Raw genomic sequence first — 19,751 nt, forward strand, 5'->3', positions numbered from 1 at the left:
ATACACCCTTAGAATAATAATCTTATATGAAAAGAAGTAAATTATTTATACTAACAATACTGATACAATTTGTTTTTTCTGGTGCTGACGCACAAACATCTTATGCGGAGCCGTACCGGCCTCAAATTCATTTTACGCCAAAAGAAAAGTGGATGAATGATCCCAATGGTATGGTATATCATAATGGTACTTACCACTTGTTTTATCAATACTATCCGGGAGCTACTGTATGGGGGCCCATGCATTGGGGACATGCTACCAGTACTGATCTCATGCACTGGCAACACCAACCCATTGCCCTGTATCCTGATACTTTGGGATATATATTTTCCGGTAGTGCTGTTGTGGATAAAAACAATACCTCTGGCTTTGGCAAAAATGGACAGATACCTTTGGTAGCTATCTTCACACACCATGACACTACAGGAGAAAAGAAAGGAAGAAATGATTATCAGAATCAAAGTATTGCTTACAGCCTCGATAATGGAAAAACATGGACAAAATATGCGGGTAATCCGGTCCTGAAAAATCCTGGTATTGTTGATTTCCGTGATCCTAAAGTGATGTGGTATGAGCCACAGAAAAAATGGGTGATGACATTAGCCACAAAAGACCGCATCACCTTTTATTCTGCTCCTGATTTAAAAAACTGGAAGAAAGAAAGTGAGTTCGGCGATAAGCTTGGAGCACATGGTGGTGTGTGGGAGTGCCCCGATTTATTTCCACTGGATCATAATGGGAAAAAGACCTGGGTGCTGATTGTAAATCTAAACCCTGGTGGCCCTAATGGCGGCTCTGCAACACAGTATTTCCTGGGCGATTTTGATGGTACAACCTTTACCCCTTCAGATACCGCTACCCGTTGGCTGGATTATGGTCCGGATGAATATGCCGGTATCACCTATTCTAATACAGGAGGTCGAAAAATATTCCTTGGGTGGATGAGTAACTGGTTGTATGCAGATAAAGTGCCCACAGAAAAATGGAGAAGTGCCATGACTATACCTCGGGATCTGGGGTTGAAACAAATAGACAATAATTTACTGGTTGTATCAAGCCCCTCAAAAGAGTTGACCAAAATACAATCCAAATCTGTTGCGCTTCAAAATCTAAATGTTACAAAACCATTTGACCTCTCGACAAAAGTTGGACAAGTATCTATTCCTTGCCGCATTGATCTGAACATGGATAAAGCTGCAGACTTTTCAATAGTGCTTTCCAATGATAAGGGTGAAGAAGTGTTGATTGGATATGATCATAACAACAGTCAGTATTTTATTGATCGCACTAAATCAGGTAAGGTTGATTTTCATAAGGAATTTGCAGCCAGGCATGTTGCACCGCGCTTTTTAAAGAACAGCAAAATGGATATGACGCTAGTGGTTGACGTAAGCTCAGTTGAAATGTTTGCCGATGATGGCTTGAGCGTGATGACAGAAATATTCTTTCCAACAAAGCCTTTCAATAAAATAAGCATTCAATCTGCAGATGGTGTTTTGATCAGAAAACTCAATTATGCACAGCTGAATAGTACAATGAAGTAAAGGAATGGGAGATATAGCACATTAGACATGAAAAAGAGCGTTATGATTATCTAACGCTCTTTTTCATGTCTAGCTTATGTTATAAAAGTTTCAAAACTTCATTTCCAGATCCTTTCTATCCCCGAGTAATTGAGTTCTTTAATATTGAGCCCATTTGCAGATTTGATAGAAATCTTACTCAAGGTTTTATTTACGAAAAAGATATCCGTCATAATAGTCAATCCGTTATCAGCAAATAACTCTACGGAAGCAGCATCAAAAAGTAAAGTTACATCTGTATGATTGTCTTTAGTTAAACGAGGTGCAATGTGTCTTTTGCCAAAACCTTTTTCAAAGTCAGTTTTACCGGCCTTTGTCCTATCGATGTAATACTGGTTGGCTTGTTTATCAAAACCTACAACCACTTCTTCACCCCGGTCATTTGATAAAACAATAGAATATTCCTCTATTTGTTCGCTTGCTAATTGGAATAGAAGTTTACCCTTAAAACTTTTTATATCTGCTGGTAAGTCATAACTTCCTTTTACATCAACATTCTGCATTGATCGAGTATTAGTAACTATTTTATCCAATTCTTTTACTGGTGCAGATGTTAGGAAAATAATGTTGTCTACAGTTTTTAAACTTAATTTCCTCGGAAAAGTGTAGGCTCCCCGCCAAGGTTGTGTTGGAACCTTTCCTGCATATTGCCAATTACTCATCCATCCAATAGCAATGGCTCTGTTCTCCATATTGGAATAGGTCACTCCCGCATAATTATCAGTTCCGTAATCCACCCAACGGATACCTGTTTGAAGTATTGTAAAATATTTGCCATCAAAGTTACCTATGAAATACTGGGTTGCAGAGCCGCCATTGGGGCCTCCTGGGTTCATACTTACTAATAATATCCACCTTTTATTGTTTGTATTACCATCTACAGGCAATTCGAAAAGATCTGGACATTCCCATACGCCGTCATGAGATCCTATGGCTTGTCCAAATTCACTCTCTTTTGTCCATTCTTTTAAGTTCTTTGATGACCAGAATTCTACATGATCTTTAACTGCTAATGACATGATCCACTTTTGACTTTCCTTGTGCCACATCACTTTAGGATCCCTAAAGTCATCAGGAATTTGATCTCCTACTTCATTTTTAATAACAGGGTTTTCTTTATATTTTGTCCATGTCCTCCCTTTATCAGTACTATATGCCATGCTCTGTTGCTGCTTGGGACTAGTACTGGTATAAAATGCTACCAATGAATTGGCTCCAAATCCGGCAGAGTTGTTTTTGTCTACAACTGCACTTCCTGAAAATATCATCCCTAAACTATCACTGTCAGGTACAATTGCTTTCGGCTGTTCTTGCCAATGAATCAGGTCCCTGGAAATTGCATGTCCCCATGACATATTGCCGAAAACATTTTCATAGTTATCGTGCTGGTAAAACAAGTGATATTCCCCATCAAAATATACCATACCATTAGGATCATTCATCCAATTTTTTTGAGGGGAATAGTGAAATTGAGGTCTATGCTCTTCCTGGTAAATGTTGCTTTGCACTGACTGTTTATTCACCTTGCAAGCACCTATAACTAAAGCAAGGCCTAAGGGTAGTAGTAAACTGCTCTTTTTCATTATAACAAGAATTGTTTTAGGCAAAATAAATTCCTGCATTATTCTCCTTTTTCAATCCTGTTTCATTCTGTTTTAAAATTATTGCAGCTTGCAGGAAGACTAGCTTTTATCTTAAGAGTGTATATTATTTTCTGCTCGTTTTTGACTTTGAATTTCACATCAACAATAAAGTATGTGAATAAATTAAAAAGAGTGGGTACTCTTCATTGTTGGATGATACAATTTTAAAACATTGAGTTACAGAATCGAAAGACTGTTTAATTATAGTATTTATTTTATTTTCATTTGTTGTTGTTAATCAATAGTGTATAGGTTTTAACGTGTCGTTATGATAAAAGAATTTTTTGAAACAATAATGGTTAGTCAAGTGTCAATGGCTGGAGTAAAATTGCTTCATGTTTCCCTGCTATATGAAAAAAACAACTACTTGCCTTAGTATCAGTTTATTCTTAGAAAAGTTCAGTGTCTTAATTTTTGTTTTTGCCATTTTTGTTTTGATCGCTGCTGCAAGTTGTAAAAAGACTGTAATTGAAAAAGTTTATGAATCTAAGGACAGCAGCAATATCAATTCTCCTGAGTTCATAATCACAAATTTCGGTGCAAAGGGCGATGGCAAAACAGATTGCTCGAGCATCATCAATGATTTGATTCTGAAAATGCCGGCAGCCGGAGGTACTATTGTAATACCTGAGGGTGATTTCTTACTCAATAATCCGATAGTTGTCAGCAGGAATTTTATCACGATCCAGGGCCTGAATCCAGGTTTGCGTAGTAATGTAGACATTGGGAGTTCTGGCGTGCAGCAGCCTGGAGGAGGGAGTAAGTTGCTACTAGGAAATACTGCAATAGGCATTCATGTGCCTTCACAACCTGATGTCAATGGCCGGAAAAACAGAATATCAGGTCTGGTAATTAAAAACCTGCTGATTTCTGGTGGTCAGGGTACAAAAGGTACGGGAATTAGTATTGTGCAGGATAATGATGGCGTTCGTATCGAAAATGTTATTGGCATTAATTTAAACATAGGAATTTATGCTGAAGCTGCAGATGCTATGATCATTAGTACATGCTGGATCTCTGAATGCAGAAACAGCATTGAAATGAAGAATGGGATTCAGAATATGATCACAAATTGTCAGCTTGGTGCCCAGCCCAGTGGCATTACTGTGAATTTAACGAATCAGGAAAATTTCAATTTTACATCTAATCACGTGTACCCGGATGGTGATGTGAACCTTCAATTGAACAATACCCGTTACGCAAATATTTCCTCCAATAATTTTCAGAGCTATTATGTGGGCATGATTGAAGTGAATGGCGGCCATTCAAACCTGGTGAGCAGTAATGTTTGCTGGTTAAGAGTTCCTGGAGATACTGCCAGGCAATTAAGAGGAAAACTGAATGATTATGGAGTGATCAGGGTATCAGGTGACAATCATCTCATTAGCAGTAATTCAATTGCCTGCAATTGGGCGAATCCATCCAGCAACCCGGTTACCATTCGATCCGAAAGTGGATCTGGTAACCGCTATCAAAATCTAAAGATCAATGATGTCTCAAGTTCAAGAGTTTTTTATGTAAATGAAACCTCTGAGATTTTTAATTGTGTTCCCTACTCTAAGGTATATGTGGATGGTGATGTCTCAAAGGTGTATGTCAAATACTGAATGTATCATCCGTAATATTTTTTATCAATCAAAAATCAACTATTATGCGAAAGCTTGTCACCTCTCTTTTAGCGATTCTGCTTGCCTTTAATACATGGGCACAGGAAAAAAAGATCACCGGAAAAATAACAGATGGTGAAACAAAACTGCCTGTTGCGGGTGCAACAGTAACTGTAAAAGGTACTCAAATAGCTACACAGACAGGTCCTGATGGAAGTTATTCACTTTCCATCCCCAATCAAAATGCAATATTGAATATTACTTATGTTGGAATGGAAACACAGGAAGTTCAGGTTGGAAATAGATCCAATTTATCTGTAGCACTTCTTCACTCCACTACTAACCTTAATGAAGTGGTGATAACCGGTTACTCCGCTGAAAAGAAGAAAGATATTACAGGTGCAGTCTCTGTAGTTAAGATGAAAGACGTGGCATCTATTCCTACTGGTAATGTGATGTCAACATTACAAGGCAGGGTTCCCGGTGTTAATATCATTTCTGATGGAACCCCAGGTGGTGTGGGCACAAGTGTTGCTATAAGAGGTATCACTACCATCAACAACAATACCCCATTGTATGTAGTTGACGGCGTGCAAACCCGTGCCAATATCGCCACTTTGTTAAACGCGAATGACGTAGAGTCTATTCAAATATTGAAAGATGCTGCTTCTGCTTCAATATATGGTACGCAGGCTGCCAATGGCGTGATCATTATTACCACCAAGAAAGCCTCCAGGCACCAAACAAAAGTTGACTTCGATGCTCAGTTCACTGCTCAAACTTTTCATACAGGTATTGCTATGCTGAACGCCCAGCAATGGGGAGATGTTTACTGGAAAGCCTATCAGAATGATGGTGTGCAACCCAGGCACGACCTTTATGGTAGTGGCCTAACACCTGTGATTCCGGAATATATTGATTTGAAGAAAACTATCCGCTCCGGCAATACCAACTGGGCAGATGAAGTATACCAGACTTCATTACAGCAAAACTATAATGTTGGTGTTTCTCGGGGAGGTGAAAATGGATCTTCAACCTTTTCCCTTAACTATTTTGATCAGAATGGATTGATTAAAAATACCAATTTCACTCGTATCAACGTTCGCTTCAATTCTGATTACAGTTTTCTGAAGAACCACTTAAGAATTGGCGAAAACATAAACATTAGTAAATGGAAAGAGAAATTAAAACCGGCTGGTATAGAGGAACTGACCATTGCCCAACATCCCCTGATCCCGGTTTATGATATCAATGGAGGATATGCCGGACCAACCCAAGGCTTAGGCGATAAGCCCAACCCAATTCGTCTATTGAATGAAGCAAAAGACAACAGGAATGACCAATGGCGCATTTTCGGTAACATGTACTTCGAGGCAGAACCCCTAAAAAATCTGGTATTCCGTTCCAACTTCGGTTTGAATTACAGGACCGGATTTTATTCCACCTTTAGTCCCAAATGGCAGGAAGGTGATCGTACAGTTGATAAAAACAGTTTGACCACCAGGAATGACAATGACAGGGAGTGGATCTGGTCCAATACGCTGGCATACAATGTAAACCTGAACAAACATTCTATCAACGCACTTGCTGGTACAGAGGCAAAGGAAACAACTAGTGAGTGGTTAGAAGCCAATCGTGAAGATTATTTGATCCAGGCTCTTGATTACAGGTATTTAAGTGCAGGTGGTGGTAAGCAAACAAACGGAGGACTTGCTTCACGCACAGCCGTTACTTCTTATTTCGGAAAAGTGAACTATGCTTTTAACAACCGTTACCTGCTTTCTGGTACAGTAAGACGGGATGCTTCTTCAAGATTTGGTAAGAACAACAATGCAGGGGTATTCCCAGCAGTCTCTGCAGGTTGGCAGGTTAGTGAAGAAAACTTCTTAAAGAATGTAGATTTTATTTCTTCACTGAAATTAAGAGCCAGCTGGGGGCAAAATGGTAATGATCTGCTGGATAATGAAGCTACCTATACCAAATATGTGACCAGCCTGGTGTTAGCAGGATATGATTTGAGTGGTATCAACCAAGGTGTTATTCCGAGTGGTATCATCAAGGACCGCACAGGCAGCCCAAATGTGAAATGGGAAGTGACAACGCAAACCAACTTTGGTATGGACTTATCCATATTGAACAATCGTCTTGCACTCACACTGGATTACTATTTGAAAGATACCAAAGACATGCTGATTGACAGACCTTACATCGCGATTATGGGTGAGGGTGGTTATATGGCATACAATGGTGCTTCTATGAAAAATAACGGTATCGAAGGTGTCATAACCTGGCGTGACCGCATCAATAGTAAATTGAGTTATGATGTAAGTTTTACAGCTACGGCCTATAAAAACAAGATCACTTCTTTACCCGAAGACATCTACTATACCTGGGGTGGAGGTAATGGAAGGGATCAAACAATTGTAGGACAACCTTTCGGTTCCTGGATGGGATACAAAACAAATGGCCTGTACCGCACACAGGATGAATTGGGTGACGGCATCAATCAGCCAGGAAAGGGATTGGGAAGAATCCGTTATGTGGATGTAAACGGCGATAAGATCATCAATGATAATGACCGTGTATGGTTAGGTTCTGACCAGCCTAAATTCATCGGCGGCTTGAATGTTGGGCTTACATACAAGTCTTTTGATTTTGCCTTCTTCCTGAATGGAATGGTAAGGGATGCATGGAATAATTCCAAATACTATACTGATTTCTTCCAGCTTTGGACAGGGAACCATGGTACAGCCCTTTTAAATGCATGGGATCCTACTACTAATTTCAATTCAAGCATACCTGCATTGACCGCAGTCAACAGAAATGATGAAGGAAGGGGCTCTGATTACTTTATCGAAAGTGGCTCTTACGTTAAATTGAAGAACATTCAACTGGGATATACGTTACCCAGGAACTTATCTGATAAACTGAAGATGAGAAACATGCGGGTTTATTTGCAAGGACAGGACCTGTTTACCATTACCAAATATTCCGGTGCTGATCCCGAAGCTCTTGGCTATCTCTATCCTATACCCCGCACCTTCACATTTGGATTCAACTTCGGATTTTAATTGTTAACCCACCAACAAACAAAAGAACTATGAAATATAGCTATATACTACTTGCAGTAATGTTGTTATTTACTGCCTGTAAAAAAGATTTTTTGGATAGCAAACCACAAGGTAAACTGAGTGATGAATTATTAAACACACCTGATGGTATTGAAGCCCTTTGTGTATCAGCCTATGCCGCACTGGCAGGCCCTGAAGGTGATAATTTGGTTTTCCTTTCACCTACCACCAATTGGATCTATGGCGATGTAAGAGCAGAAACTGCTTACAAAGGAGGAGGCGGTATTGGTGATATCTGGGAATATCATGCCTTTGAAACTTTTACAGGTGTTTTTGCTACCAATGGCTTGTTAGACCGTAAATGGTTCCATTTATATCGTAGTGTAGAACGCGCCAATAATGCCATTCGCAGATTAAATGCAGTAAGTGAAGCAGAAGTCCCTTTAAAGAACTCTCGTTTGGGAGAAATGAAGTTTTTGCGTGCACACTACTTTTTTGAATTAAACCGTTTGTTCAATAAGATCCCTTACTTCGATGAGAATGTGGCTCCCGAAGATTATGTAAAGATCTCTAATGATGAATTTACACGTGACCAGATTCTGGAGAAAATTGCCAAAGAACTGAGCGATGCAGCTGATTTACTTCCTGTAACCCAACCACAGGCAGGACGTGTCACTAAGTATGCAGCCAAAGCTTACCAGGCAAAAGTAACTTTATACAGAGCTTATCAACAAAACGTGCAGAACCAAAAAACAAGTGTCGATGCCAATTTGATGAACCAGGTGATAGCGGTATGCGATGAGGTAATAGCCAATGGGGGCTATGGCTTACTAGATGATTTTCAAAAACTATCAATGGCAGAATATGACAACGGCAAGGAGTCTGTATTTGCTGTTCAATATTCAAAAGGTGACGGAACACCTAATGGCCGCATCAACTGGAGCAATTTGCTCAATGCCCCAAAGGGGCCTGCTTATAGCGGCGACGGCTTCTTCCAGCCAAGTCAAAACCTGGTAAACTCCTATAAAACAGATGCCAATGGCCTTCCCCAATTTGATACTTACAACAAAAGCAATTTGATGACCGTTCAGGATGGTTTTACAAATAGTGTTGATCCTCGTTTAGACTTTACAGTTGGTCGTATCGGCATCCGCTGGAAGAATTTCACGGTTTCGCCATATGCTGAAGACTGGGCTCGAGAGCCTGCTACTTATGGTTATTATGCAACTAAAAAATTTCTGGTATCTCCTGAATCACCTTACATGGTGAAAGGTTGGCCTTGGGGTGGCTCAGCCCTCAACTTTACTATCATCCGTTATGCTGATGTATTGTTATGGAAGGCAGAAGCATTGATTGAATTAGGGCGTCAGGACGAAGCCGTAAACTTGATCAATGAAGTACGAACACGGGCAAAAAGTAGTAAATACGTTCTGGCCTGGAATAATACGAGTGCTACTGATTACGCTGCTAATTACAGGATTGATAAATATCAGCCAGGTGTGAATTGCGTATGGACTCAGGATTACGCCAGGAAGGCTTTACGTTTTGAGCGCAAGCTGGAATTGGCTATGGAAGGAGAACGCTTCTTTGACCTGGTACGTTGGGGCATTGCCGACCAGGTATTGAATCAGGAATATTTTGCCAAAGAAAAACAATTAAGAACATACCTGAAGGATGCCCAGTTTGTTAAAGGACGCGATGAATACTTCCCGATACCTCAGGCACAGATCAATTTTTCTGGTGGTCTGTACAAGCAAAATCCAGGATATAATTGATAACAGGAAAAAGAGTGTCATGAATCTGAATAACCGTTTATTACGAAACATCTTCATTATTGTTGCTTCCGCAATCAGCTTTTGTTTCAATGCAGAAGCACAATATACCTGGAGTTTTGATGGAAGTGATCCTTTGTCGTCACAAGACGGGAAGTTTTCTTTCAAATTAAACAGTGTAAGAAGCTGTCCTGAATTGACCGAAGGAATCAAAGGTAAAGGTTTGCGAACTGATGGTTATACAACCTGGTTGAGTGGCAAATTGAAAGAGGTTAATAGCATTTCTGGTTGGTTTGCTTTGGAGTCTTACCCAACTGACACTGCCGCATTCTTGGGGGTAAAGGACCTTGCCACCAATACTTCAATTGCTATAACTGTAGACAGGTTTGGTGCACTGCTCGTTGGAACCGGTAAGAAGAATGCTTATTCATATATATCCACCCAACTTCGGGTAGAAAAATTTAAATGGATGCATCTGGCCATTTCAGAAAGTAATGGTGAGGTGTGGCTTTATGTCAATGGCATAATAATGCCTATAAAACTTTCGCTGCCACAATCATTTAATGGCAGTGAACTGATGGTAGGTAAGGATTTCAGGGATAAAAAACTGAGAATCTATGGCCTCACTGTAATAAATGGGATCGTTGATGAATTGAAGGTCTCTGATAAAGCTATTGATCAGCGTACATTACAACAGGAGGTTGTTGCTTATTCGGGAAAGGTTCCTGTTCTGGCGATACCGGAATGCAGGTTTAAAGATGATTTCAACAGGCCCAAATACCATCTGTTGCCAGCCGCTAACTGGACAAACGAAACTCATGGTCTGTTTTATTACAAAGGCTTGTACCATATTTTCAATCAGAAAAATGCATCCAATTTATTTCTTGGCCAAATCAACTGGGGACATTTCAGCAGTCCGGACCTGGTGAACTGGACAGAACATAAACCTGCATTAACTCCAGAGCAGGGATATGATGAAAACGGCATATGGTCTGGCCATGTTGTTGTAGATGATCATGGGATGCCTACCATCATTTATACGGCAGGAGGTAAGCGGTCAACGGCTATAGGCCTTGCATTTCCTAAAGACTCTGACCTGATTGATTGGATAAAATATAACAGGAACCCTGTTTTGCCGGCACAACCCGCAGGTTATTCAAGAACGGATATGAGGGATCCCTACGTTTTCAAAGAAGGCAATTACTGGTATATGATTGTTGGCTACGGCCTGGTAGAAAATGAAGTGGAAAAAGGGACTGTATTATTGTACAAATCAGATGACCTGAAAAGTTGGAACTTCCTTCATCCTCTATTTGTTGGTGATCCGGCCCATGACAGTTCTGGGATCTTTTGGGAAATGCCGGTATTTAGGAAATTGAACGACAAATACATCTTGCTGATCAATAGAGTTCCGCATAAAGGCATTCCAGCGGATGCTTTGTACTGGGTAGGAGATTTCGTAAATGAAATGTTTTTACCTGATCAAAAAATACCTAAGCATCTTGAGATCATCAACCAAATGCTGTCACCTTCAGTTACCTATGATTCAGAAGGAAGAACAACAGCCATTGCCATTATCCCGGACCTGATCACTTCAGAAGCCGCTTATGAAAATGGCTGGACGCATTTGTACAGTATGCCACGGACATGGACTTTGAAGAATGGAAAGATTTGCCAGCAACCACATCCTGTTTTGCGATCATTGAGAGCAGAGGAAAAACCATTTTCTTCAACAAATATTCCATCAAATCAGCCTTTATTATTGAGTAGTGGAAAACATCAGGAGGAAATTGATATAACTATTGATCCTAAGCATTGCAAGAGCTTTGGATTCTATATTGGTAAGCACCCTGAACAAAAAGAGTTTACTAAAGTTTATTATGATTTTGAAAAGCAGCAATTTGTAGTTGATAAGAATCATTCTTCATTAAGAAAAACAATTCCTGCTAATAATAATTCTGGAACTTATTCCTTGAAAAAGGATGAGAAAGTAAACATCCATTTGTTCATTGATGGTTCTGTAGTGGAGGTATTTATCAATCATGAAGATGCATTCACTACACGGATATTTCCATTGTATAAAGAAAGTAATAATATAGAACTATTTTCTGAAGGAGGTGATATTCAACTGGTAGAGGGAAGAGCTTGGACATTGAAAAAAAGTCAGAATAGAAGTGACTTCTAATTCTAGTCTAGCTTTAAAACTTTAGGTATTAGTTAGAAAATCGTTCATATGGCAATCGATAATAGGCCTGTTGTTTCTACAACAGGCATTTTAAATGCCCAGGAAGGATTTGTAATCCATATCTGGTTATCTTCATTAAGGTATTTAGCGTCAAACAAAAAATTAAGGAACACATTTTCTCAAGCTTATGATACAAAAAATATTACTGGCCGCCTCGGTAATCCTATTCACACATTTGCATGCGCAGAAAAAGATGATCATACCAATTGAAACCCAAAATAATGCATTGGTATTGCAAGTGGATACAGGCAATCGTGCTGGCATCATTTACTTTGGTAAAAAGCTGGCCAATGCATCTGAATACGCATTGGTTCCGGGTATGTACAAAAGGGGAGATGATTATTCCGGTATTCTGAATGCAGCTTATACACCCAGTGGATCCCGGAATCTTGTAGAGCCTGCCATTGAAGTAACCCATGCCAACGGAAACACCTCTCTTGATCTGCAGTATGTAAGCAATAACAAGCAAAAGGTTGATGATAATGTATCAATTACAACTGTGTTGTTGAAAGACCCACAGTATGCTTTAGAGGTGACTCTTTTTTATAAAACATATTTTAAGGAAGACGTAGTAGAGCAATGGTCTGTAATAAAGAATAAAGAGAAAGGAGCTGTTACCCTGCAAAAGTTTGCGTCTGCTAACCTGTATATTTCTGCTAATAACTATTGGTTAAAAAGCTATCATGGTGATTGGGCTAAGGAGGTTAAACCGGAAGAAGTTCAGTTGACTCATGGGATAAAGGTGCTGGATACAAAGTTGGGTACTCGTGCTAACCTCTACCAACCCCCGAATTTTATCGTATCGCTGAATGGGCCAGCCAAAGAAGATGAAGGTGATGTTTTACTTGGTTCAGTTGAATGGACAGGTAACTTTCGTGTCGACCTTGAAGTAGACCCATTAAATAATCTTAGGTTGATCGCAGGTATTAATCCATTTGCTTCCGAATACAGTTTGCAATCCTCTCAGGAGTTTGTTACACCTGCTTTTTTATATACATTTTCCAATAAAGGAACAGGCGATGCCAGCCGGAAGTTGCAGCGTTGGGCCAGGTCCTACAAAGTACTACAAGGTAATGGCTCCCGAATGACCCTGCTGAACAACTGGGAGGCCACTTTCTTTGATTTCAATGAAGATAAACTGTCTAGGCTGATCAAGGATACAAAAAAGTTAGGTGTAGATCTTTTCTTATTAGATGATGGCTGGTTTGGCAATAAATACCCGCGTAATAGCGATAATGCTGGTCTTGGCGACTGGCAGGAAAACGTGCAAAAGTTGCCGCATGGTATCGGATTTCTGGTAAAAGAAGCGCAAAACACCGGCGTAAAATTTGGTATTTGGGTAGAACCCGAAATGGTGAATCCAAAAAGTGTTTTGTATGAACAGCACCCTGACTGGGTTATTAAGCAACCCGGCAGGCCTGAGTATCTATACAGGAATCAACTGGTGTTGGACTTGAGCAATCCAAAAGTGCAGGACTTTGTATTTGGTATATTGGATAATTTATTTACCAGGAACCCTGACATTGCTTTTATTAAGTGGGACTGCAATGCCGTCATCTATAATGCTTATTCATCTGCTTTTCAAAAGCAGTCACACCTGTATGTGGATTATGTACGCGGATTGTACAAGGTCTTAGACAGGGTGCGTGCAAAATATCCAAATGTACACATGATGTTATGCTCCGGAGGCGGCGGCAGGGTTGACTACGGAGCTTTAAAGTATTTCACAGAATTCTGGCCCAGCGATAATACCGATCCGCTGGAGCGTATTTTTATTCAGTGGGAATACTCTTATTTCTTCCCCTCTATTACTTCCTGTAATCATGTTACTGATTGGGGCAAACAACCAATTAAGTACCGTACTGATATAGCCATGATGGGAAAACTTGGCTTTGATATCGTCGTCAGTCACCTGCCGGAAAAGGACCTGCAATACTGCCAGCAAGCGGTAGAAACCTATAAGTCCTTTAGTGAAGTAGTATGGCATGGCGACCAATACCGGTTGGTGAGTCCCTGGGATCATGATTTTGCATCGCTGATGTATGTAAATGATCAAAAAGATAGGGCCATTGTGTTTAATTACCAGGTGAATAACAGGTACGCTACAGGGAGTTTGTCGCCGGTTCCGTTGAAAGGCCTGGATCCGGAAAAGAAGTATTCTGTAAAAGAGATCAATTTGTATCCGGGTACAAAATCTACTTTGCCTGCAAACGCAGTGTACTCCGGAAATTATTTAATGGCAGTTGGCTTCAATCCTGACGTGAACATCCAGCGTTCAAGTGTTATTGTAGAAGTAACTGAAGTGAAATGAGTGCCCCTTAAACTTTTGCGCTCCACTCCCTGGGGAACATGCCCCGCCAATGAAGGGCATGTTCCGTTTTAGGAGGAAAGGAGTGAGGATGAGGTCTACCCCTTCGGAAAGTTTTTACTTTTCTTTAATTCTTCAATTTGCTGTATATGCTTTTGTGTATTTGCAGCGATCATTAAAATCAGTTGGTATGCATCCGATGCTCCTTCAGGTGTTATGCTAACATGGTCGCGCAGGTCGTCTGTTGTTGACCGTGAAAATTTGATAAGATGGTTGCGTGCGTGTTTAAATTCACTCAGGGCTTCATTGGTAGTTTTCCCGGATGATGCAGCAGGTAACATTGTTTCAAATGTCTGGAACTTTTGATTTCTATTTGAGAAGTTCTTCAGTACTTCCTCGTCGGACGTTTTGATTTCACTTCTTTTTCCTTCATTCGTAGGCTGCTTGATCACCGCCTCTGTCATTTTCCAGATTTCATTTTCAGAAATGGCCAGGTGTTGCAGGCATTCATTTATGGACCATTGATCCGGAAATGGTTTGTAGTTTAACTGTTCTTCAGAAAGGCCTTTTACACTCTTGATTAGATTGGCTTTTGACTCGCGCAGTTGATGTGTTAGAAATCGCCTCTCTGCACCTGAAATGGTTTCAAATGAAGGTCTGCCGGCCAGCCCGGTTATAACCAGTAAAGCCAGCAAAAGACTTGTTTTAGGCTTAAATACAGATATCATTGTGAACCTTATTTGTCAATCGTTAGTTATAAAAATTTGCAATGATGATAAACTCCTGATTTATTTCTTGGTTCATTTTTCTTTCAATGGTATTTTCTTAACCATTCCGCCGCGGGTGTCTTTGATGCTTTGCATAACAATAAACGCATTCGGATCAATCCGCTCAACTTCTGTGGTTAGCCTGTTGACTTCAAGTCGGGTAATTACTGTAAAAATAATATTTATATTCTCATCGCTTTCACCTCTTTTTCCAAAACCTTTTCTACCAGAATAAATAGTTAGCCCTCTTCCTAATTGATTTTGTATCATATTGGTGATTTGCTTGCTGTGAGTAGAAACAATAGTAACTCCGGTAAACTCTTCTATGCCTTCCAGGATGAAATCTACTGTTCTGGACGCCGCAAGATAGGTGAGGATAGAATAGAGGGCAACTTCAATGGAAAGTAAATAAGCTGCAACTGAGAAAATGATGATATTGAATGTAAGAATAAAATCACCTACCGTTAAGCTGTTATTGCGGCTTAAATAAATGGCAAGCACCTCAGTGCCATCGATAACGCAGCCTCCCCTGATCGCCAGGCCAATTCCAGTACCCAAAAAGAAGCCACCAAATATTGATACCAGTAATTTGTCTTCGGTGATTACGGGATAGGGTATAGCGGCAACTGCAATAGCAAGGGCTGTGATGGCTATGATGCTTTTCAGGCTGAAAAGCCGGCTGATCTGCCTGTATCCTAAGATTAGAAAAGGAATATTGAACAGGATAATGAGTACAGAAAGGGAAACACCTGTTTCTGCATTGGTTAAAAGGGATATACCCATAACTCCGCCATCAATAAATCCATTGGGCATTAAGAATCCTTTGAGCCCAAAACCTGCAGAAAGTACACCTAATAGCATCAATGTGTAATCACGTATCCAATTTTTTAGTCTCTGGCGGGCTCGCTTTGCCGCTTGTAGTTTCTGAATATTTTCAATATTTCTCCTTTGCTTTATGCCAGGCATTTCCTTTTCTAATATGTTGCTAAACAGGTTCATCAATGCAATTAAATTGAAAAAAGATATTCACTTAACTTACAGCCATGAATATCGGCGAAGTTATATCTATAATAGAAAGTTTTGCAGCCCCGGAATTACAGGAAGATTATGATAATGCCGGGTTGATTACTGGTAATCCGCAGTGGACTTGTTCCGGTGTACTATGCAGCCTGGATGCTACTTTAGAAATTGTACTGGAGGCTAAGCAAAAAGGTTGCAACCTGGTCGTAGCCCACCATCCTATTGTATTCAGGGGGATGAAAAGGCTGAATGGGCGTAGTTATGTAGAGCAAACCATCATAGAAGCAATTAAATCAGATATCGCCATTTATGCAGCCCATACAAACCTGGATAATGTGATCAAGGGTGTCAATGGAAAAATTGCAGCAAAACTGAAATTAAAAAATTGTAAGATCCTCCAACCTAAAAACAGAATGCTCCGTCGTCTGATCACCTTTGCCCCGGTAGATAAGGCCGGCCAGATACAGCAAGCACTTTTTGATGCAGGAGCCGGTCATATTGGAAATTATTCCGAATGTAGTTTTAACAGCGAAGGGCAGGGCACTTTTAAAGCAGAACAAGGTGCTGACCCTTATGTAGGTGAAATAGGAGAGCGCCATTATGAAAAGGAGACCAAGATCGAGGTCGTATTTCCTTTTTACTTGCAACGCCAGGTCCTGAAGTCTTTATTAGATCATCATCCATACGAAGAAGTCGCTTATGATATTTTTACAATGGAAAATAGCCATGACCAGATTGGGTCAGGTATGATTGGTGAACTGGAAGAGGCAATTCCCGAAGCTGATTTCTTAAAAATTGTTAAAGATGCATTTGGAGTTGAAGTGATCAGGCATACTGCTTTGCGGGGACAGCCTGTAAAGAGGGTCGCCGTTTGTGGGGGGGCGGGTAGCTTTCTGATCAGGAGGGCGCTGCAACAAAAGGCTGACTTTTATATTACAGCAGATGTTAAATACCACGAATTTTTCGATGCTGAGGGGCAAATGGTACTGGCTGATATTGGCCATTATGAAAGTGAACAGTATACCGTGGAACTGCTTTATGACCTTTTGGTGGAAAAAATCCCTAACTTTGCCGTCCTTAAAACCGGTCTGAATACCAATCCGGTAAGGTATTATATATAGTTAATGAGTTGGAAATTAAACACTTCCGGTTCAAAAATACTACAAAACACAAACTTCAAACTACAAACTCTATATGGCTAACGTAAAAGAATTTTCAGTAGAAGAAAAGCTGGTTTCACTGGTAACGCTTCAGAAAGTGGAATCAAAGCTGGATGAAATCCGTGTGCTGAAAGGGGAGCTTCCAATGGAAGTTGCTGACCTGGAGGATGAAATCCAGGGTTTGCATTCCCGTCAATTGCGCATTGAAGAAGAGATCAATGGCATTGCCGAATTCATTCAGCAAAAGAAAGAAGCGATCAAAGAGGCTGAAGCACTCATCAAAAAATATGAGAAGCAAAGCGAGAATGTAAAGAATAACCGCGAGTTTGAAGCTATCAATAAAGAGATCGAAATGCAACAGCTTGAAGTAAAGCTGTGCGAAAAGCATATAAAAGACGCTAACGAAGAAATTTCCGAAAAGGCAGTGACTTTGGAAAAGGCTAAAAAAGCAATTGCTGCTAAAGAAGGCGTTTTGAATGCTAAAAAAGGTGAACTGGAGAAAATCATTGCTGCTACAGAGAAAGAAGAAACAGAGTTTACTCAAAAAGCCCAGGGTGCCCGTGAAAATGTAGAGCCTCGCCTGCTGGCCAGCTATGAAAAGATTCGCAATAACTTCCGTAATGGCCTGGCTGTAGTACCGGTTGAAAGAGATGCCTGCGGTGGTTGCTTTTACTCAATTCCTCCTCAAAAGCAAAGCGAGATTAAACAGCGTAAGAAAATCATGGTTTGCGAAAACTGCGGCCGTATCCTGGTAGATTCAGATCTGGTTGACTCGATTGAGGTGAAATAATGATAAACTAAAAACTTTGGAAACCTCTGCTTTTGCAGGGGTTTTTTTATTTAGAACAACAGGAATTGCCTTATTTTGGTGGCCAATTATGCTGAGCAAATTATCTATTCAGAATTATGCTATCATCCATGAGCTGGAAATTGATTTTTCGGCTCAGTTAAACATATTGACTGGTGAAACAGGTGCCGGTAAGTCCATTATTATTGGTGCCCTGGGTTTGATCCTTGGCCAAAGGGCGGAAAGTAGTGTGCTGCTGAACAAAGAAAAAAAGTGTGTGATTGAAGGCATTTTCAGAAATGAACAGGTACATGCCCAGGTGATTGAATTTTTAAAATCCAACGAACTGGATATTAATGATGAAGTAGTGGTGCGTCGCGAAATTGCCCCAAGTGGCAAATCGCGTGCGTTTATCAATGATACGCCTGTCAACCTTGGTCAATTGAACCAGTTGAGCAACCTCCTCGTTGATTTGCACCAGCAATTTGATACACTTGAAATTGGTGAGAGTGATTTCCAAAGGGAAGTATTGGATGCGCTTGCCGGCAATGCCTCCCTTCTGAAGCAGTACCGGCAGATATTCAATCAATTGCAGTCCTCTAAAACTAACCTCGAAACGCTCAAGCACCAAAAGGAACAGTTTGATAAGGAGTTTGATTATAACCAGTTCCAGTTTAATGAATTGGACGAAGCTGGATTGCAAGAAAATGAACTGGAGGAAACTGAGACTGAGTTAAAATTGCTCTCCAATGCGGAAGGTATTAAAAAGGCATTGGCAAAAACATATTATGAACTGGAAGAAAGTGAGCAGCCCGTCACCAGGCAATTAAAAAGCCTGTGTAGCCAGTTGCAAGCCTTTGCATCCTTGCATCCTCATCTGCCGGAACTGGTAAAGCGCATAGAATCGGCTTATATTGAGCTTCAGGATATTGCTGAAGAAACGGACCGTCTTCATAACGATATTAACTATGATGCGCAGACGATCGATAAGATGAACGAGCGTTTGTCACTTGGTTACAAACTATTGAAAAAACATGGTGTGAAGACCACCAACGAACTTTTGGTCATCAGGGATGAACTGCAGCAAAAGTTGCAAGCCGTTTTGAATATTGACGAAGAAATAAAACAGGCAGAAATTAAATATGTCCAATTGTTGCAGGAAGCTGAATCCATTGCCGCAAAGATTTCTGAAGCTCGTAAAGGCCAGGTGAAACCACTGGAACAAAAAGTGGATGCAATGCTGCGCCAGGTAGGTATGCCTAATGCCCGGCTGAAAGTTGAAGTGGGAAAAGGTACTTTAAATGCAACAGGCTTTGACAATGTAGAGTTCCTCTTTGATGCAAACCGTAGCAACCAGTTTCAACCGTTGCGAAAGGTGGCTTCCGGTGGTGAATTGAGCCGGTTGATGTTGTGTATCAAATCGTTGGTTGCGCAGTCAATTGATCTGCCTACGCTGATCTTTGATGAAATTGATACCGGTATTTCAGGTGAAGCTGCCAAACAGGTGGGGATTATCATGAAGCAATTGGCCACTGCACGCCAGGTGATCTGCATTACGCACCAACCCCAGATAGCAGGCAAGGCTGATGCCCACTTCTTTGTATTTAAAAATGTAAGGAACAATGCGATTACCACAGGTGTTCGCAGGCTGAACACAGATGAGCGCATCAATGCCATTGCTCAGATGTTGAGTGGCGAAAAGCCAACAGCCGCGGCCCTGGAGAATGCTAAAGAGATGGTGTTACAATAACTAATTTTCACGGTTAAAAATAAATGTCCATTACATTT

Annotated in this window: 12 protein-coding genes; 9 read left to right on the top strand and 3 right to left on the bottom strand. The window is 40.5% G+C overall.

Annotation, left to right across the window (positions count from 1 at the left end; translation table 11 throughout):
- The first annotated feature begins 26 nt into the window (after window positions 1-26).
- The gene (locus tag OCK74_RS06205; protein ID WP_279296145.1) at window positions 27-1,544 is read left to right on the top strand and encodes a glycoside hydrolase family 32 protein; all 1,518 of its coding nucleotides are present in this window, start codon (window positions 27-29) and stop codon (window positions 1,542-1,544) included.
- A gap of 98 nt (window positions 1,545-1,642) precedes the next feature.
- On the opposite strand, the gene OCK74_RS06210 is transcribed toward OCK74_RS06205, so the two are convergent.
- Complete coding sequence (locus OCK74_RS06210; RefSeq protein WP_279296146.1) at window positions 1,643-3,166, bottom strand: glycoside hydrolase family 32 protein; 1,524 nt, start codon at window positions 3,164-3,166, stop codon at window positions 1,643-1,645.
- Window positions 3,167-3,576: 410 nt separating this feature from the next.
- Here OCK74_RS06210 and OCK74_RS06215 point away from each other — a divergent pair, with 410 nt between their 5' ends.
- The 5 genes from OCK74_RS06215 (at window position 3,577) to OCK74_RS06235 (ending at window position 14,232) form a co-directional block, all read left to right on the top strand.
- Window positions 3,577-4,833, top strand: a complete 1,257-nt coding sequence (locus tag OCK74_RS06215) for a glycosyl hydrolase family 28-related protein (RefSeq protein ID WP_279296147.1) — start codon at window positions 3,577-3,579, stop codon at window positions 4,831-4,833.
- A 44-nt stretch (window positions 4,834-4,877) separates the two neighbouring features.
- The gene (locus tag OCK74_RS06220) at window positions 4,878-7,904 is read left to right on the top strand and encodes a SusC/RagA family TonB-linked outer membrane protein (protein WP_279296148.1); all 3,027 of its coding nucleotides are present in this window, start codon (window positions 4,878-4,880) and stop codon (window positions 7,902-7,904) included.
- Window positions 7,905-7,933: 29 nt separating this feature from the next.
- The gene (locus OCK74_RS06225; RefSeq protein WP_279296149.1) at window positions 7,934-9,679 is read left to right on the top strand and encodes a RagB/SusD family nutrient uptake outer membrane protein; all 1,746 of its coding nucleotides are present in this window, start codon (window positions 7,934-7,936) and stop codon (window positions 9,677-9,679) included.
- A gap of 19 nt (window positions 9,680-9,698) precedes the next feature.
- On the top strand, window positions 9,699-11,861 hold the full coding sequence (locus tag OCK74_RS06230; RefSeq protein WP_279296150.1) for a glycoside hydrolase family 32 protein: 2,163 nt from the start codon (window positions 9,699-9,701) through the stop codon (window positions 11,859-11,861).
- Window positions 11,862-12,048: 187 nt separating this feature from the next.
- Complete coding sequence (locus OCK74_RS06235) at window positions 12,049-14,232, top strand: alpha-galactosidase (protein WP_279296151.1); 2,184 nt, start codon at window positions 12,049-12,051, stop codon at window positions 14,230-14,232.
- A gap of 95 nt (window positions 14,233-14,327) precedes the next feature.
- Here OCK74_RS06235 and OCK74_RS06240 read toward each other — a convergent pair whose 3' ends face one another.
- Together OCK74_RS06240 and OCK74_RS06245 are read right to left on the bottom strand one after the other, a co-directional pair.
- Window positions 14,328-14,957 carry a DinB family protein gene (locus OCK74_RS06240; RefSeq protein ID WP_279296152.1) on the bottom strand — a complete coding sequence of 210 codons (630 nt, stop codon included), beginning with the start codon at window positions 14,955-14,957 and terminating at the stop codon, window positions 14,328-14,330.
- Between the two features lie 72 nt (window positions 14,958-15,029).
- Complete coding sequence (locus OCK74_RS06245) at window positions 15,030-15,995, bottom strand: YitT family protein (RefSeq protein ID WP_279296153.1); 966 nt, start codon at window positions 15,993-15,995, stop codon at window positions 15,030-15,032.
- Between the two features lie 44 nt (window positions 15,996-16,039).
- Between OCK74_RS06245 and OCK74_RS06250 the strand changes: the two genes are divergently transcribed.
- From OCK74_RS06250 to recN, 3 genes are all read left to right on the top strand, one after another.
- A complete protein-coding gene (locus OCK74_RS06250; RefSeq protein WP_279296154.1) occupies window positions 16,040-17,137 on the top strand; it encodes a Nif3-like dinuclear metal center hexameric protein in 1,098 nt (365 codons plus the stop codon).
- A 73-nt stretch (window positions 17,138-17,210) separates the two neighbouring features.
- The gene (locus OCK74_RS06255; RefSeq protein WP_279296155.1) at window positions 17,211-17,966 is read left to right on the top strand and encodes a zinc ribbon domain-containing protein; all 756 of its coding nucleotides are present in this window, start codon (window positions 17,211-17,213) and stop codon (window positions 17,964-17,966) included.
- Window positions 17,967-17,982: 16 nt separating this feature from the next.
- A complete protein-coding gene (recN, locus tag OCK74_RS06260; protein WP_279296156.1) occupies window positions 17,983-19,713 on the top strand; it encodes a DNA repair protein RecN in 1,731 nt (576 codons plus the stop codon).
- The last annotated feature ends 38 nt before the right edge of the window (window positions 19,714-19,751 follow it).

The organism is Paraflavisolibacter caeni (assembly GCF_025628885.1).
GTDB classification, from domain to species: domain Bacteria; phylum Bacteroidota; class Bacteroidia; order Chitinophagales; family Chitinophagaceae; genus Flavisolibacter; species Flavisolibacter caeni.

Excerpts from the sequence above, each read along its gene's own strand:
- OCK74_RS06205 (WP_279296145.1), top strand. The coding sequence starts at position 27 with ATGAAAAGAAGTAAATTATTTATACTAACAATACTGATACAATTTGTT.
- OCK74_RS06210 (WP_279296146.1), bottom strand. The coding sequence starts at position 3,166 with ATGAAAAAGAGCAGTTTACTACTACCCTTAGGCCTTGCTTTAGTTATA.
- OCK74_RS06215 (WP_279296147.1), top strand. The coding sequence starts at position 3,577 with ATGAAAAAAACAACTACTTGCCTTAGTATCAGTTTATTCTTAGAAAAG.
- OCK74_RS06220 (WP_279296148.1), top strand. The coding sequence starts at position 4,878 with ATGCGAAAGCTTGTCACCTCTCTTTTAGCGATTCTGCTTGCCTTTAAT.
- OCK74_RS06225 (WP_279296149.1), top strand. The coding sequence starts at position 7,934 with ATGAAATATAGCTATATACTACTTGCAGTAATGTTGTTATTTACTGCC.
- OCK74_RS06230 (WP_279296150.1), top strand. The coding sequence starts at position 9,699 with ATGAATCTGAATAACCGTTTATTACGAAACATCTTCATTATTGTTGCT.
- OCK74_RS06235 (WP_279296151.1), top strand. The coding sequence starts at position 12,049 with ATGATACAAAAAATATTACTGGCCGCCTCGGTAATCCTATTCACACAT.
- OCK74_RS06240 (WP_279296152.1), bottom strand. The coding sequence starts at position 14,957 with ATGATATCTGTATTTAAGCCTAAAACAAGTCTTTTGCTGGCTTTACTG.
- OCK74_RS06245 (WP_279296153.1), bottom strand. The coding sequence starts at position 15,995 with ATGAACCTGTTTAGCAACATATTAGAAAAGGAAATGCCTGGCATAAAG.
- OCK74_RS06250 (WP_279296154.1), top strand. The coding sequence starts at position 16,040 with ATGAATATCGGCGAAGTTATATCTATAATAGAAAGTTTTGCAGCCCCG.
- OCK74_RS06255 (WP_279296155.1), top strand. The coding sequence starts at position 17,211 with ATGGCTAACGTAAAAGAATTTTCAGTAGAAGAAAAGCTGGTTTCACTG.